This window comes from Herbihabitans rhizosphaerae (genome assembly GCF_004216555.1).
GTDB classification, from domain to species: Bacteria; Actinomycetota; Actinomycetes; order Mycobacteriales; family Pseudonocardiaceae; genus Herbihabitans; species Herbihabitans rhizosphaerae.
The window spans coordinates 181,726-196,749 of sequence record NZ_SGWQ01000011.1 but is presented as its reverse complement, the minus strand read 5'-3'; the positions used below and the strand labels follow the sequence as shown (position 1 = coordinate 196,749).

The following is a 15,024-nucleotide window of genomic DNA, read 5'->3' as shown; positions in this document are numbered from 1 at the left end:
TCAGTCCTGGCGCGCGAGGAACGCCTGGTACTCGTGCTCCTCCTGGTAGAACACCACCAGCGCGCCCCGGTCGCGGGAGACCACCGTCGGGCCGTACCCCTTCGCGTCGATCAGCTCGTCGAGCCAGCCGCTGGAGCGCGCCTCACAGGACAGCCACGGGAACCGCTCGATGCCGCTCGCCACGAGCAGTTGCCGGCCGAGGCTCGCGCGCGCCACGAACACCCGCAGCCACGCCCGCACCTCGGCGTCCTCGGATCTCTCCGGCAGCACCTCGTCCGGCTCGGCGCCGGTGCGTCTCGTCGCCGCCAGTGCCGGTGCGATCCACTCCGGGATCGCCAGCCAGTCGAGGTACTCCCGCACCCGCATCGCGGGCAGCTTCTTCGCCAACGCCTCGGCTTCCAAGTACTGCGCCAGACGCAGCCGCCGTTCCCTGGTCAGCGACTTCACCACGCCCAATCGATTCAGTGACGGATACCGCAAGATCACCCGCGTGCGGGGCCTCGACCGACTCCCACCCGGTGCGATCCGGGGACTAGCCTGGTGTAAGAGTGTGTCACTACCAAGATCGAGATGGATAGAGGCGAACGCCAGCCGTGTCCAGCAGCCCTGCGTCACAGTTCGGCCCCAACGAGTGGCTCGTCGAAGAGATGTACGAGCAGTTCCTGGCGGACCCGTCGTCAGTAGACCCCGCGTGGCATGACTTCTTCGCGGACTACAAGCCCACACCGAGGACCGGGACCACCGAGAAGAACTCGGCCGCTGACGTTGGTACCCCGAAGCCCGCCGCGACGGAGACGACGACCGCGACCAAGCCGCCGTCCGGTGGCTCACCGCCCACCGAGTCGTCCGACAACGGCCAGGTGCCGGCCAGTACCGCGCGCCCGGCGGCCACCGCGGCCGCCAAGCCCGCCGCCGCCCCGGCCAAGGCCCCGGCTCAGTCGGCGTCCAAAGAGCCGGCCAAGGCCACCGAGAACGGCAAGGCGCTGCGTGGCGCCGCCGCGCTGATCGCGAAGAACATGAACACCTCGCTCACCGTTCCGACGGCGACGAGTGTGCGCGCGGTCCCGGCGAAGCTGCTCTCCGACAACCGCATCGTGATCAACAACCACCTCAAGCGCACCCGAGGCGGCAAGGTCTCGTTCACGCACATCATCGGTTACGCGATGGTGCGCGCGCTGCACGCCTACCCGAACATGAACCGGCACTACGCCGAGATCAACGGCAAGCCGGGCATCGTGACGCCGGACCACGTCAACTTCGGTCTCGCGATCGACATGAAGGGCAAGGACGGCAACCGGACGCTCGTCGTCGCCGCCATCAAGGGCTGCGAGGACATGACGTTCCAGCAGTTCTGGCAGTCCTACGAGGAGCTGATCCGGAAAGCGCGCTCCAACGCGCTGACCGCGGACGACTTCGCCGGCACCACGATCTCGCTGACCAACCCGGGCGGCATCGGCACGGTGCACTCGGTGCCCCGGCTGCAGGCCGGCCAGGGCGCGATCATCGGCGTCGGGGCGATGGAGTACCCCGCGCCGTTCCAGGGCGCCAGCGAGCGCACCCTGGTCGAGATGGGCGTCAGCAAGATCATCACGCTGACCTCCACCTACGACCACCGGATCATCCAGGGCGCCGAGTCCGGCGAGTTCCTCGGCCGCATCCACAAGCTGCTGCTCGGCGAGGACGGGTTCTACGACGACATCTTCACGTCGCTGCGGATCCCGTACGAGCCGATCCGCTGGACCGAGGACATCGCCGAGGGCCCGGTCGACAAGACCGCGCGCGTGCTCGGGCTGATCGACGCGTTCCGCACCCGCGGCCACCTGATGGCCGACACCGATCCGCTGAACTACCGCCAGCGCAAGCACAAGGACCTCGACGTCCTCACCCACGGGCTCACCCTGTGGGACCTGGACCGGGAGTTCGCCGTCGGCGGATTCGCCGGCAAGGATCACATGAAGCTGCGCGACGTGCTCGGCGTGCTGCGCGACTCCTACTGCCGCACGGTCGGCGTCGAGTACACCTACATTCTCGACCCCGACGAGCGCCAGTGGATCCAGGACCGGGTCGAGGTGCGGCACGAGAAGCCGGCGCAGGCGGTGCAGAAGTACATCCTGTCCAAGCTGAACGCGGCCGAGGCCTTCGAGACGTTCCTGCAGACCAAGTACGTCGGGCAGAAGCGGTTCTCGCTGGAGGGCGGCGAGTCGGTCATCCCGCTGCTGGACACGATCCTGGACAAGTCCGCCGAGTACGACCTCGACGAGGTGGTCATCGGCATGCCGCACCGCGGCCGGCTGAACGTGCTGGCCAACATCGTCGGCAAGCCGATCGCGCAGATCTTCCAGGAGTTCGAGGGCAACCTCGACCCGGGTCAGGCGCACGGCTCCGGCGACGTGAAGTACCACCTCGGCGCCGAGGGCAAGTACTTCCGCATGTTCGGCGACGGCGAGGTGCAGGTCTCGCTGACCGCGAACCCGTCACACCTGGAGACCGTCGACCCGGTGCTGGAGGGCATCGTCCGCGCCAAGCAGGACATGCTCGACAAGGGCGACAGCTCCGGCGGGTTCTCCGTGCTGCCGGTCGCGCTGCACGGTGACGCGGCGTTCGCCGGCCAGGGCGTGGTCGCCGAGACGCTGAACCTGGCGCTGCTGCGCGGCTACCGCACCGGCGGCACCGTGCACGTGATCATCAACAACCAGGTCGGGTTCACCACCGCGCCGGAGCACTCGCGCTCCTCGCAGTACGCGACCGACGTGGCGAAGATGATCCAGGCGCCGGTGTTCCACGTGAACGGCGACGACCCGGAGGCGTGCTACTGGGTGGCGCGCCTGGCCATGGACTACCGCCAGACGTTCAACAAGGACGTCGTGGTCGACCTGGTGTGCTACCGCCGCCGCGGGCACAACGAGGGCGACGACCCGTCCATGACGCAGCCGGCGATGTACGACATCATCGACACCAAGCGCAGCGTCCGTAAGGGCTACACCGAGGCGCTGATCGGGCGCGGCGACATCTCCGTCGACGAGGCGGAGAAGGCGCTCAAGGACTTCTCCTCACAGCTGGAGCACGTGTTCAACGAGGTGCGCGAGCTGGAGCGGCACCCGGTCATGGCGAGCCCGTCGGTGGAGTCCGAGCAGCAGGTCCCGGCCAAGGTGCCGACCGCGATCGGCAAGGACATGCTGGAGAGGATCGCCGACGCGCACGTCAACCTGCCGGACGGTTTCAGCCCGCACCCGCGGGTGCGCCCGGTACTGGAACGGCGCGCCAAGATGGCCCGCGAGGGCGACATCGACTGGGCGTTCGCCGAGCTGCTGGCATTCGGGTCGCTGAACCTGGAGGGCCGGCTGGTTCGCTTGGCCGGCCAGGACTCCCGGCGCGGCACGTTCACCCAGCGGCACTCGGTGATCATCGACCGGAAGAGCGGCAAGGAGTTCACGCCGCTGCAGAACCTGTCCGAGGACCAGGGCCGGTTCCTGGTGTACGACTCGGCGCTGTCGGAGTACGCGGCGCTCGGCTTCGAGTACGGCTACTCGGTGGCCAACCCGGAGGCGCTGGTGCTCTGGGAGGCGCAGTTCGGCGACTTCGTCAACGGCGCGCAGTCGGTGATCGACGAGTACATCTCCTCGTCGGAGGCGAAGTGGGGCCAGGTGTCCGACGTGGCGATGCTGTTGCCGCACGGGCACGAGGGCCAGGGCCCCGACCACACGTCGGGGCGCATCGAGCGGTGGCTGCAGCTGTGTGCCGAGGGCTCGATGACCATCGCGCTGCCGTCCACTCCGGCGAACTACTTCCACCTGCTGCGCCGGCACGCGCTGGACGGCGTGCAGCGGCCGCTGGTGGTGTTCACGCCGAAGTCGATGCTGCGCAACAAGGCGGCGGTCAGCCCGGTGGAGGACTTCACCCACGCGCGGTTCTCCTCGGTGCTGGACGACCCGAACATGGCGAACCCGGCCGGCGTGCGCAAGGTGCTGTTCGTGTCCGGCAAGCTGTACTACGAGCTGGCCGCGGAGAAGGTCAAGCGCGACGCCCAGGACACCGCGGTGGTGCGGATCGAGCAGCTCTATCCGGTGCCGAAGAAGAAGCTCGAGGCGGTGCTGGAGCGCTACGCCAACGCCGACGACTTCCGCTGGGTGCAGGAGGAGCCGGCCAACCAGGGCGCGTGGCCGTTCTACGGGCTGCACCTGCGCGAGCTGTTCGGCGAGCGGCTGGCCAACGTCACCCGCGTGTCCCGCCGGCCGATGTCCGCGCCGTCTGCGGGGTCGAGCAAGGTGCACGAACTGGAGCAGCGTTCGATCATCAACAAGGCGTTCGACTGAGCCGTGTACTTCACTGATCGCGGAATCGAGGAGCTCGAGCGGCGACGCGGCGAGGAGCAGGTCAGTTTGGCCTGGCTCGCCGTGAAGCTGCGCGAGTTCGTCGACACCAACCCCGACTACGAGGACGCCGTCGAGCGCCTGGCCACCTACCTGGCGCGCGACGACGAAGAGGACTGAGCCGCTCCGGGATCAGCGGCGGACTTCCTCCGGGATGTGGTCCAGCGCCTGGAGCACATGCACGGCGAGGTCCTTGGCGGCGGTGTCACCGAGTTCGGCGTGCGCCGCCAGGGTGTTCTGCACGAGCTTGACCCTGCGGTCGTAGCGCGAAACGTACGTGGTGGTCATGGTGTCTCCTCGGGAGCCGCGAGCAGGTGGTCGACGGTGTCGATGTTGTCCCGGTCGGCGGCGTCCATCATGGTGTCGTGGGCTGAGGACGATTCGGTGTCGGGCGGCACGACGAGCAGGGTGAGCCGGCCACGATCGGACGCGATGACGTCCATGGTGTGCGCGGGCTGTGACAGGAAGCCGGCGAGCCGGGTCGGCTGGCCGTCGACGGTCAGGCGGCGAGGTGGGGTGTCCCATTCGGTGAGGTTGTAGCTCACGCGCTGGACTGGACCCAGGCGGACTGCCAGCACCGCGAGCAGTGCCGGCAGTTCCGAGGAGAGGTCCCGGCCATGTGGCCACCAGGCACCGTCGACATACCCCGTGGTGGGCGCCTTCGGCCGCAGCCGCAAGCGGAGCGGATGCCGAGACAGCTCGGTGGCCGTACTGGCCGGTGGGGTCATTGGACGGTGCGGGGCCGACGTCATGCCGGGTCCCTCCTTCGGCCGAAATTGGCCGAATGTGGACTTTCGCCGAGGATGATCCGAGCTTGACCGCTCAGGTACGAAATATTCTCGGTAATTTCAGTCTACACCTAATTCGGCAAGATCGGCGTCCAATTGATTTCTGTACGACCTTCGCCGCGATTGTCAGCCGGCCTGAGGGCCCTTCATGGACAGCATGGCCAGCAGATCGCGTCCGCGCTCCGACACCGGTGGCGGGGCCAGCACGTCGTACTGGTGCGCGACCAGTTGGCTGTGCGACACGAAGTCGTGCCGTCCGCGCGCGCCGGCGTAACGAGCGGCGGCCATGGCAGCCGTGAGCCCCATACCGATGATCATCCCGGCCAGGATGGTCGTGACACCGGCACCTGGTGTGAGCAGGCTCAACATCAGCCCGAGGAACAGGCCGAGCCAGGCGCCCGACAGCGCGGCCGCGCCGACCACGCGCCGCCGGGTCAGCCGTCCGTCCACCCGTTCGACCAGCATCGGGCCGACGCCGACGATGGCCAGGCCGCGCACCGGGAAGTCGCTGTGCGCGAGGTGGTCCACCGCGCGCTGGGCCTGCTGGTATGTGTCGTACGAGCCGATCGGCCAACCGTCCGGCAAGGTCGGGAGCGCGGTTTCACGCCGTCCGTTCGAAAATGTCGATGTCAATGTCCGCCCCCTTTCGGGTGAGAAAGTCCTACACCCTGCCCAACATCTCATCCTGGTGAATAGTTCCGAATTTCTGGGAATCACGGCGATTTCTCAGACGCGCGACCGAAACGCGGCGGGTACGATGGAGGACAAGTGCCCCAGCCCCCGGCGTGACGACTACCCCCGGAGGGGGCACCTATGACCGCCGTACTCGATCCAGCGCGTCGTCCTGAACCGAAGCCGCTGATCGTGCCCGGTCGCTCGGTCCGCGAGCAGATCCTGGTCAAGACGTTCGTACTCATCCCGTTCGCCGCGCTGATCGCGGCCGTGCCGATCGCCTGGGGCTGGGGGCTCGGCTGGACCGACCTCGCCCTGGCCGCCGGCTTCTACACCGTGGCCTGCCTCGGCGTGACCGTCGGCTACCACCGCTACTTCACGCACCGCGCGTTCAAGGCCAAGCGCGGCCTGCGCATCGCACTGGCGATCGCCGGTGGTCTGGCCGCCCAGGGCCCGGTGATCCCCTGGGTCGCCGACCACCGCCGGCACCACGCGTTCTCCGACCGGGAGGGCGACCCGCACTCGCCGTGGCGCTACGGCACCGGGCCGGTCGCCCTGGCCAAGGGGTTCTGGCACGCGCACATGGGCTGGCTGTTCGAGCGGGTGAGCAGCAACGCCGAGCGGTTCGCGCCGGACCTGCTCGCCGACCGCGACCTGCGACTCATCGACCGGCTGTTCCCGCTGTGGATGGTGCTCAGCCTCGGTATGCCGGCCGTGCTCGGCGGGTTGATCACGTGGTCCTGGTGGGGCGCGCTCACCGCGTTCTTCTGGGCCAGCCTGGTGCGAGTGTCCTTCCTGCATCACGTGACCTGGTCGATCAACTCGATCTGCCACATGATCGGCCACCGGCCGTTCGCCAGCCGGGACAAGGCCGCGAACTTCTGGCCGCTGGCGATCCTGTCCATGGGCGAGTCGTGGCACAACTCCCACCACGCCGACCCGACGTGCGCCCGCCACGGCGTACTGCGCGGCCAGATCGACATCTCCGCCCGAGTGATCTGGATCTTCGAGAAGCTTGGCTGGGTGTCCGACGTCCGCTGGACCACCCCCGACCGGCTGGCTCGGATCTCGGCACGAACATGACCACGGCGGCGGCACACGATCGCCGAGTCGCCGAGATCCTGTCGCTGATCACAGATACGGAAGACGACCGGCCGCTGCTGGTCAGGCTCTGCGCACAGGGCCTGACCGCGCTGCCGGTCGCCGGCGTCGCGCTGGCGTTGATGACCGACGAGGGCCCGAGCGGTGTGGTGCTCGCGGCGACCGACGACCGGGCACGGAAACTGGAGGAGCTGCAGTTCAGCCTCGGCGAGGGCCCGTGCGTCGAGGCGTCCCGCAATGGTCGGGCCGTGCTGGAGCCCGACCTCGGGTCGTCCGGGCCGACCCGATGGCCGGCTTTCGGCGCCGCGGTGTTGGAGGCCGGGGTGCGCGCGATCTTCGCGTTCCCACTGCGGGTCGGCGCCATCCGGGTCGGGATCCTGGACCTCTACCGCGATGTTCCCGGTTGGCTGTCCGCCGAGGACCTGGCCGAGGCGCTGGCGTTCGCCGACGCGGCCACGGTCGTGGTGCTGTACCTGCAGGCCGACAGCGGCGCCGGCCTCGCACCGGCCGCGCTGACCGAGCCGATCGACAACCGGGCCCAGGTGCACCAGGCGACCGGGATGATCACGATCCAGCTCGACGTCGAGATGGCCGAGGCGCTGCTGCGGCTGCGCGCACACGCGTACGCTACGAGTCGTACGGTGTCAGAGGTCGCCGTCGATGTCGTTGACCGCCGAATCCGCTTCGACGACAGCGATACCGGCGCTTCTGGCGATCCGTGATGGCATCCCGAGTCGAGGGCGTGCGCTGGTGACGAGTCGAGAACATCTTCTGGCGAGGACGTTCGTGGACCTGGCCGACACACTGGTGGCCGACTTCGACGTGATCGACCTGCTACACACCCTGGCCACCCGCAGCACGGAGCTGCTGGACGCGAACGCCGCCGGGATCATGCTCGCCGACCAGCGTGGCAGCCTGCGCGTGATGGCGTCGTCCACCGAGGAGGCCCGGCTGCTGGAGCTGTACGAGCTGCAGCGCAACGAAGGCCCGTGCCTCGACTGCTTCCACTCCGGCGCACCCGTCGCGCGCGCCGACCTGGACGCGATGCTGGCGACCTGGCCGGTCTTCACCAAACGCATGCGGGAACTGGGGTTCAGCTCCGCACAGGCGCTGCCGATGCGGCTGCACGGCGACACCATCGGCGTGTTGAACCTGTTCCGCAGCCGGCCCGGTCCGCTGACCGAGTCGGACCTCTGGATCGGCCAGGCGATGGCCCACGTCGCCACGGTCGGGCTGATGCAGGAGCGCTCCATCGCCGCGAGTGAGCAGCTGGCCGAACAGCTCCAGGCGGCGCTGAGCAGCCGGGTGCTCCTCGAGCAGGCGAAGGGCGTGCTCGCCGAGCGCACCGGTCTGTCGATGGACGAGTCGTTCCACGCCATGCGCCGCTACGCCCGCGCGAACCAGCGCCGGCTCGGCGAGGTCGCCGCGCGAATCATCGACGGGACGGTCGACGCCGAGGCCTTGCGTGGCACGTGAGTCCTCGCTCTCGAGAACGACAGATCGCCCCCACGGTCGTTAAGCTTGGTGCGGAGGCCAACGCAACGACGGAGGTGTGGCGATGACGGCGACCTTGCCCGAGTGGATGATCGCGCCACCCGGCGGGCTCACGGCGGACGATTACGACGCGCTACCCGAAGACGTCTGCCGCCAGATCGAGATCGTTGACGGGAACATCGTTGTGAGCCCCTCGCCCAGCCGGCTGCACCAGACCTTCGCGTTCGAGTTCGCGCACGCGCTCCGCGCGGCGGCGAGGCCTCGATACGGCGTCAGCGTCGATGTCGACCTTCGGTTGCGCGACATCCCACTGCTGAACCGCCGGCCGGACATCGTCGTGTTCGACGGCGACCTCCCGAACGACGCCACTCTGCGCGCCGAACATTGTTCACTCGTGGTCGAGGTGATGTCTCCGGGGTCGGTCATCACCGACCAAACCGACAAGCCGGCCGAGTACGCCATGGCGGGAGTTCCTCATTTCTGGCGGGTGGAGCTGGATTCCAGCGCGCCGACACTGTTCCGGTACCGCCTCGACGAGACAACGCGGGTCTACGTCGCGACAGGCGCGGACACTGGTGAGCTGACCGTGTCCGACCCGTTCGCGTTGGCGCTCGACCTGGACGAGCTGACCGGCTGATCGTCTACGGTCGAGTCGTGACCCTTTCTGTGGATCTTCCTCGGCGTGCTGGTGGTCGCGGTGGTCGGCCTGGTCGTGTTGAACGCGGTACACCAACACACTCGCGAGGGCGGCACCTTCTGAGCTAACGGCCGCGGGCGCCACCCCGATCACGGAATGTTGGACCGTGAGAGGGGGACACCATGGTGCCCGGCATCATCGAGTCCGCCGGCGACGGGCGGCTCGCCGGCGCGACGACAACCGCCACGATCGACGCGATCGTGGACCGGGTGTGTGCCGCCGAACGTCCATTGCTGCACTTCCACGGCGGTCTCGTGGCCACGCCGGTCGGGCTGGCCCTGGCACACCGGCTGCACGGCGCGTACACCGCCGGGGGCGTCGAGCCGGTGTTCTTCGTGTGGCACAGCGGGCTCACCGAGACGGTCGGCAACAACCTGCCCGAACTCGCCGAGCGGGCTCTCGGTGAGCTGGCAGGGCAGGAGTTCTTCCGCCGGATCATCGCCAGGGTGACCCAGTTCGCGACCCGCAAGATCGGTGTCACGCTCGGCGTGCGCGCGACCGCCTCGGGCCGTGTCCCGCTCCCCCGGCTGTCCGAGGTCGAGGACGAGCTGGCCGCCGCCTTCCCCAGTGCGGTAAGCCCCAGTGTCACAAGCCCAAGTGCGGCAAGGGAACCCGGCATCCGCTCATCGGTCGAACCGTTCGCCGGGGTGCACCCGACACGCCGCCCCCGGGCGATCAGCGCGGCCGAGGAGCGCCGGTTCGCCGAGGTGCTGGCCGGCGACGAGGAGCTGCGCATGGCGGCGGCCGAGGCGGTGGAGAAGCAACTCGCGAACCCGGCCGCCGTGCGGGTGATCGCCGCCCAGCCCCCGCGCATGGACGCGTCCACGCTGGCCGACATCACCACCCCGCGGGCCGGCGAGCCGGCCGTCGCCGGGCTCGGCCTGATCAACATGATCAACCTGGCCAGGCACGGGGTGGCGATCCTCGCCAGAGTCGTGGACCGGTACCGCACCGACCGCGATCACGGCCTGTACCCCACGGTGGTCGAGGAGGTGCTGCGCGAGTTCTACCTCGGCGCGATCGGCGCGACCGTGTGGTCCACGATGAAGCGCGACACGGCGGACACCTTCGCGAAGGCCGACGGCGAGGTGCGCGCCGGCCGCTACTTCCTGGACCGGCTCGCCGAACGCCTCGACGGCCGACCGAAGACGATCACGCTGGTCGGGCACAGCACCGGCGCGGTGTTCATCGACAACCTGCTGCGCGAGGTCGCCACCGGCGGCCGCACCTGGCCGGACGGGCTGTCCTTCCGGGTCGCGTTCCTCGCGCCGGCCAACACCCACGCGCACTTCGCCGAGGCGCTGACCGCCGCGCGCCCGCTGATCAGCGGGTTCCGCATGTTCACCATGGACGACCAGCACGAGCGCGACGACCGCGTGGGTGGCCCCGCGTATCCGAGATCACTGCTCTACCTTGTAAGCGGTGCTCTCGAACACGACGGGCACTCTTCCGCCGTCCTACCTATTGTCGGGCTCGAGCGTCACCTGAGCGCGCGCGACGACACGCCGGAGCTGGCCGTCGTGCGCGAATTCCTCGGCGCCGACGGCCGGCTGGTGCGATCACCGTGCCAGTCCACCGTGGAGGGCATGACCGCGAGAGCCGTGCGGCACGGCGACTTCGACAACGATCCGGACGTGATCTCCAGCGTGCTGGCGTTCAGCCGAGGTTGGTGACCGTCACCAGGCGTAGGCCTCCGGCGCGGGCTTGGACCCGTTCGGCGCGGGCGGCGGGAACAGCTCGTCCAACGTGGCCAGCGTGTCCTGGTCGAGCGTGATCTCCAGCGCGCGCAGGGAGTTGTCGAGCTGCTCGGCGGTGCGCGGCCCGATGATCGGACCGGTGACGCCCTCCTGCGCGAGCAGCCAGGCCAACCCGACGTTCGCCGGGTCCTCGCCGATGTCCGCGCACAGCTTCTCGTAGGCCTCGATCGCCTCGCCGTGCTTGGCCAGTGCCTCGGACGGACGGTCGCCGAGGCCGCGCGAGGCGGTGCCCTCACGCTGTTTGCGCAGCAGGCCGGCGAGCGCGCCGCCGTGCAGCGGCGACCACGGGATCACGCCCAACCCGTAGTGCCGCGCGGCCGGCAGCACCTCCAGCTCGATCCAGCGAGTCATCAGGTTGTAGATCGACTGCTCGCTGACCAGGCCGAGGAAGTGCCTGCTCCTGGCGGCCTCCTGGGCCTGGGCGAGGTGCCAGCCGGCGAAGTTGGACGAGCCGAAGTACAGCACCTTGCCCTGCTGGCGAAGGACGCTGAACGCCTCCCAGATCTCGTCCCACGGCGTGTTCCGGTCGACGTGGTGCATCTGGTACAGGTCGATGTGGTCGGTCCGCAGGCGCTTGAGCGACTCCTCGCAGGCGCGCTGGATGTTCAGCGCGGACAGGAAGGTGTCGTTCGGCCAGTCGCTCATGCTGCCGTAGAGCTTGGTGGCGAGCACGGTCTTCTCGCGCCGCCCGTCGCCCTTGGCGAACCAGCGCCCGATGATCTGCTCGGTGACGCCTTCGCCCTTGCGCCAGCCGTAGACGTTGGCGGTGTCGAAGAAGTTGATGCCGTGCTCGTGCGCGCGATCCATGATCGTGTGACTGTCCTGTTCGGACGTCTCCGGACCGAAGTTCATGGTACCGAGCACGAGCCGGGACACGGACAGGCCGCTGCGGCCGAGGTGGGTGTACTCCATGTCTTCCCACCCTAACCGTGGAGTGGCTCCAGCTACGCTGCCTGCGTGGTCACGTACGTCGCGCTGCTGCGCGGGATCAACGTCGGCAAGAACAACCAGATCGCCATGGCGGATCTGCGGGAGCTGCTGAGCGGCCTGGGGTTCACCGACGTGGCGACACTGCTGCGCAGCGGCAACGCGGTGTTCACGACCGGTGAGCGCACGCCGGCGGAGATCGCCGCCGAGATCGAGGGCGCGATCACCGAGCGGCTCGGCCTGCGCATCCGGTGTCTGGTGCGCACCGCGGCGGAGCTGCGCGCGGTGATCGACGCCGACCCGATGCGCGGCAAGGAGATCAACGGATCACGGTATCTCGCGCTGTTCCTCGATCACCCGATCGACCAGAACCTGTTGGCGCGCCACGATCCTCGCGAACTCGATACCGGCAACGTGTTCCTCGGTGACCGGGTGGTCTATCAATGGTGCCCGGACGGGATCATGGCCGCGCCCGGCGTGACCGCGTTCGTGGAGAAGAAGCTGGACGTGGTGGTGTCCAACCGCAACTGGAACACGGTCACCAAGCTCGCTGCCATGCTGGAGGGCTGATCACCAAGCTCACCGTCGCCTGCTAGCTCGCTCGGCGAAGGCGTCCAACGCCGAGAGCACCTCAGTCGACTGCCACAGCCGGTCGCGTTTGCGATTGCCGAACTCGGTGATGACACCGGCATCGGCGAGCTGTCGGATCGCCCGTGCGGTGTTCGCGGACGGTGCGCCGGTCTCTCGTCGCGCAGTCGGCGCGTCGATGACCGGCTGCCGCAACAGCAGGTCCGCGATCCGCCACACCACGGAGTCGCGACGCGCGGTGATCGCGTCACTCCACCGCTCACGCGCCTCTCGCAGGTCGGCGACGAGCTGCCGGCCGTTGACGATCGCCGTGAAAGACGCCTCGGCGAGCATCGTGACAATACGTCCAGGATCTCCGCTCCGAAAGGCGTTCAACGCATCAAAGTATGATCGCGTATCGGAGAGCAGCCCAGCCGACACGGGAACCGCGACGTTTCTGGTCAAGCCTCTCGCGCGCAACATGGAATGAATCAGCGCTCGCCCGGTTCTACCATTTCCGTCAGGAAAAGGATGAATGGTCTCGAATTGCGCGTGCGCCAGGGCTGCGTGCACCAGCGTCGGAACGTCACTTCGTTTGACGAAGCGGATGAGATCGTCCATAGCCTCCGCGACCCGCTCAGGGTGGGGTGCCACGAAATCCGATTGGTGCGGACCGAAACCACTGCCGCCGATCCATACCTGGTCGGTTCGCCAGCCACCGACGAGGTTCGGATAATGTGCGCCGAGCAGCGCATCGTGCATCGCGACAATGGCGTCCTTATCGAGTCGGTCGGAAAGATCGATCGCCGCCTGCATGGCTCGCACATTTGCCAGGATTTCGGTCGCGTTTCGTTTGCCGCGGCTGCCGAGTTCGGCGAGCGCGATGGACTTCGCACTCGACGTGAGGTTCTCAATCTGCGACGACGACGCCGATTCTGAGCGGAGCAGGATCGCGCCGAAGGGGGCGATCTCGGCACCCAGTTCCGCGTCGAAGTGCGCGATCTCGATCGATGCGTCGTCCGCCATCGACATGACACCTGACGGCAGTACCGGTACGACCTCGGCGATTGGCGGCGTCACGGCGGCGCGATACGGGCCGGAGTGCCGCTCGCGAACCGACCGCGACATGAGGTCACGAGGGATCGTCGACACCCAATCGCGCGACTCCCACGTCAGCGCCGGCCAGGCACCTCGGTCTTCGACTCCCGATTCTGACGCCACGTCACCACACTAGCATCATTTATGCTACAAGTGACGCTAACACTTGCGGCTAACATCGACTGCCGACGGTTGACGCTAGCGGTTTGCCGTAGCTCGGATGCGACCGCTACGCCCCGGGTACACGGTCACCAAGCTCGCCGCGATGCTGGAGGGTTGATGGAACTGACGGTTGAGGAGCTGCGATCCCTTGTGACACAACGGATTCGACTCGACGAGGTGCTGCCGGCAGCCACGCGGGTGCTGCGCCGCAGCCCGATCATCCACTCCGACGGCTACGACGCCGCGCTCCTGATCGATGTGCTCGACGTGCCGACGGACTTCCTGCGTGATCATCCGGACCTGCTGGCCGACCTGCGAGACCTGGCCGAGCGCAACACCGATCCCCGGCAGTCCGTGCGCTCGGCGGTGCACCGATTCCTCGCCCGCACGGCCGACTGAAACGCAATCTATTCGGCCGGCCACGCCGGATACTTCCACCGCACCGTGCGCGACACCTCACGCCGGTCCGGTGACACGGCGGGGTCGGCGTATCCACCGCTTTCGCGGGCGTCCGGGCTCTCCTCGGGATACTCGAGGAGAAAATCGACGCGGATTCGTTCGCCCTCGGCGTTGAAGGAGTACACCTCGGTGTATCCCCCATTCAGATAGCCGAGCAACGCGTCCTCGATGTGCGACCAATCGCGGTCCGCGGACGGCGACTGCCACCATCGTTCCTGGCAGTGCAGATCCAGGGAAACCTCACCACCGGCGTCGATGATCGCATCCCCGTGTTCGTCGACGGAGATCACGATATCCAGAATGCCGGGATCGGGATGACTCACTACCCACCGGAGGTCGACACCGGTGATCGCACCGCCACGCGCGACCACCTCGGCGCGAAATCGGGCAAGGCTGAGCGGAAAGCCGTCCGGTCCCAGAAACCCCTCGGGAAGGCCGGCGTGCTCACCCTCGCCATCACCGGTCACAGCGTGCACTCTTCCTTGCCTATCGAGGCATCGCTTTCGGCTGCGAAGTTGAAAGCCTTGCCTCGAAGGGAACCTCGCGCCTGCGCGATCGCGCGCCACGCTCCAGGCACGCAACCGGCGTAGTTGATCTGGTAGGTCTCTCTCTTTCCCGGCCGTGGCAGCCGACTGTCCTCGACAGTCTCCAGCACGACCCAGCGGTGCGAAACCTCTCGTTTCAACTGAATCGTGACAATATGCGACTCCGGCGCGACGTCGCACTCCACTCTCACCTTGGCATCCACACCGAGGATGCCCTTCTTCTTCAAACCGCTCGATACATGTGGTTTATCGACCGACAGATCGCATGCCTTGACGGTCGGCTCGAGCGGTTGACACGAAGAGGTGAGTGGCACGGTCACGGTGACCGCCGCGCACAAGACCAGATATCGCGTAAAGGATCTATGCCCCGCATCCATCGACCCCACT

Annotated in this window: 17 protein-coding genes; 9 read left to right on the top strand and 8 right to left on the bottom strand. The window is 67.9% G+C overall.

The window, feature by feature from the left end:
* Entirely contained in the window at positions 1-450 is a 450-nt protein-coding gene (locus EV193_RS27010) for a hypothetical protein (RefSeq protein WP_130347734.1), read from the bottom strand.
* Positions 451-647: 197 nt separating this feature from the next.
* Here EV193_RS27010 and EV193_RS27005 point away from each other — a divergent pair, with 197 nt between their 5' ends.
* A complete protein-coding gene (locus tag EV193_RS27005) occupies positions 648-4,313 on the top strand; it encodes a multifunctional oxoglutarate decarboxylase/oxoglutarate dehydrogenase thiamine pyrophosphate-binding subunit/dihydrolipoyllysine-residue succinyltransferase subunit (RefSeq protein WP_242613708.1) in 3,666 nt (1,221 codons plus the stop codon).
* A 3-nt stretch (positions 4,314-4,316) separates the two neighbouring features.
* Positions 4,317-4,490, top strand: coding sequence for a DUF6104 family protein (locus tag EV193_RS33525; protein WP_165401521.1), 174 nt, complete (start codon positions 4,317-4,319; stop codon positions 4,488-4,490).
* A gap of 12 nt (positions 4,491-4,502) precedes the next feature.
* Here the strand turns inward: EV193_RS33525 and EV193_RS33520 are convergent, their stop codons facing one another.
* The 3 genes from EV193_RS33520 to EV193_RS26995 form a co-directional block, all read right to left on the bottom strand.
* The gene (locus tag EV193_RS33520; RefSeq protein WP_165401520.1) at positions 4,503-4,658 is read right to left on the bottom strand and encodes a DUF6307 family protein; all 156 of its coding nucleotides are present in this window, start codon (positions 4,656-4,658) and stop codon (positions 4,503-4,505) included.
* Positions 4,655-5,122, bottom strand: coding sequence for a DUF5994 family protein (locus EV193_RS27000; RefSeq protein ID WP_242613701.1), 468 nt, complete (start codon positions 5,120-5,122; stop codon positions 4,655-4,657). Before EV193_RS27000 ends, EV193_RS33520 begins: the two co-directional genes overlap by 4 nt.
* Positions 5,123-5,284: 162 nt before the next feature.
* A complete protein-coding gene (locus EV193_RS26995; protein WP_423202225.1) occupies positions 5,285-5,842 on the bottom strand; it encodes a YflT domain-containing protein in 558 nt (185 codons plus the stop codon).
* A gap of 129 nt (positions 5,843-5,971) precedes the next feature.
* Between EV193_RS26995 and EV193_RS26990 the strand changes: the two genes are divergently transcribed.
* From EV193_RS26990 to EV193_RS26970, 5 genes are all read left to right on the top strand, one after another.
* Positions 5,972-6,913 carry an acyl-CoA desaturase gene (locus tag EV193_RS26990; protein ID WP_130347731.1) on the top strand — a complete coding sequence of 314 codons (942 nt, stop codon included), beginning with the start codon at positions 5,972-5,974 and terminating at the stop codon, positions 6,911-6,913.
* Positions 6,910-7,653 carry a GAF and ANTAR domain-containing protein gene (locus EV193_RS26985; RefSeq protein ID WP_130347730.1) on the top strand — a complete coding sequence of 248 codons (744 nt, stop codon included), beginning with the start codon at positions 6,910-6,912 and terminating at the stop codon, positions 7,651-7,653. Before EV193_RS26990 ends, EV193_RS26985 begins: the two co-directional genes overlap by 4 nt.
* A gap of 28 nt (positions 7,654-7,681) precedes the next feature.
* Positions 7,682-8,407: a GAF and ANTAR domain-containing protein gene (locus EV193_RS26980; RefSeq protein ID WP_242613699.1), complete on the top strand. Its 726-nt coding sequence runs from the start codon at positions 7,682-7,684 to the stop codon at positions 8,405-8,407.
* A gap of 82 nt (positions 8,408-8,489) precedes the next feature.
* Entirely contained in the window at positions 8,490-9,062 is a 573-nt protein-coding gene (locus tag EV193_RS26975) for a Uma2 family endonuclease (protein WP_130347728.1), read from the top strand.
* 182 nt (positions 9,063-9,244) lie between these two features.
* A complete protein-coding gene (locus tag EV193_RS26970; RefSeq protein WP_130347727.1) occupies positions 9,245-10,795 on the top strand; it encodes a hypothetical protein in 1,551 nt (516 codons plus the stop codon).
* A gap of 3 nt (positions 10,796-10,798) precedes the next feature.
* Here EV193_RS26970 and EV193_RS26965 read toward each other — a convergent pair whose 3' ends face one another.
* The gene (locus EV193_RS26965; protein WP_130347726.1) at positions 10,799-11,791 is read right to left on the bottom strand and encodes an aldo/keto reductase; all 993 of its coding nucleotides are present in this window, start codon (positions 11,789-11,791) and stop codon (positions 10,799-10,801) included.
* A 45-nt stretch (positions 11,792-11,836) separates the two neighbouring features.
* Between EV193_RS26965 and EV193_RS26960 the strand changes: the two genes are divergently transcribed.
* Positions 11,837-12,376 (top strand): DUF1697 domain-containing protein, encoded by a 540-nt coding sequence (locus tag EV193_RS26960; RefSeq protein WP_130347725.1) that lies wholly within the window; start codon positions 11,837-11,839, stop codon positions 12,374-12,376.
* Between the two features lie 9 nt (positions 12,377-12,385).
* Here the strand turns inward: EV193_RS26960 and EV193_RS26955 are convergent, their stop codons facing one another.
* On the bottom strand, positions 12,386-13,594 hold the full coding sequence (locus tag EV193_RS26955; RefSeq protein WP_207222817.1) for a Fic family protein: 1,209 nt from the start codon (positions 13,592-13,594) through the stop codon (positions 12,386-12,388).
* 156 nt (positions 13,595-13,750) lie between these two features.
* Between EV193_RS26955 and EV193_RS26950 the strand changes: the two genes are divergently transcribed.
* Complete coding sequence (locus EV193_RS26950; RefSeq protein ID WP_130347724.1) at positions 13,751-14,032, top strand: contact-dependent growth inhibition system immunity protein; 282 nt, start codon at positions 13,751-13,753, stop codon at positions 14,030-14,032.
* Between the two features lie 8 nt (positions 14,033-14,040).
* Here the strand turns inward: EV193_RS26950 and EV193_RS26945 are convergent, their stop codons facing one another.
* Entirely contained in the window at positions 14,041-14,559 is a 519-nt protein-coding gene (locus EV193_RS26945) for a hypothetical protein (RefSeq protein WP_130347723.1), read from the bottom strand.
* On the bottom strand, positions 14,556-14,957 hold the full coding sequence (locus tag EV193_RS26940) for a hypothetical protein (protein WP_130347722.1): 402 nt from the start codon (positions 14,955-14,957) through the stop codon (positions 14,556-14,558). Before EV193_RS26940 ends, EV193_RS26945 begins: the two co-directional genes overlap by 4 nt.
* Between the last annotated feature and the right edge of the window lie 67 nt (positions 14,958-15,024).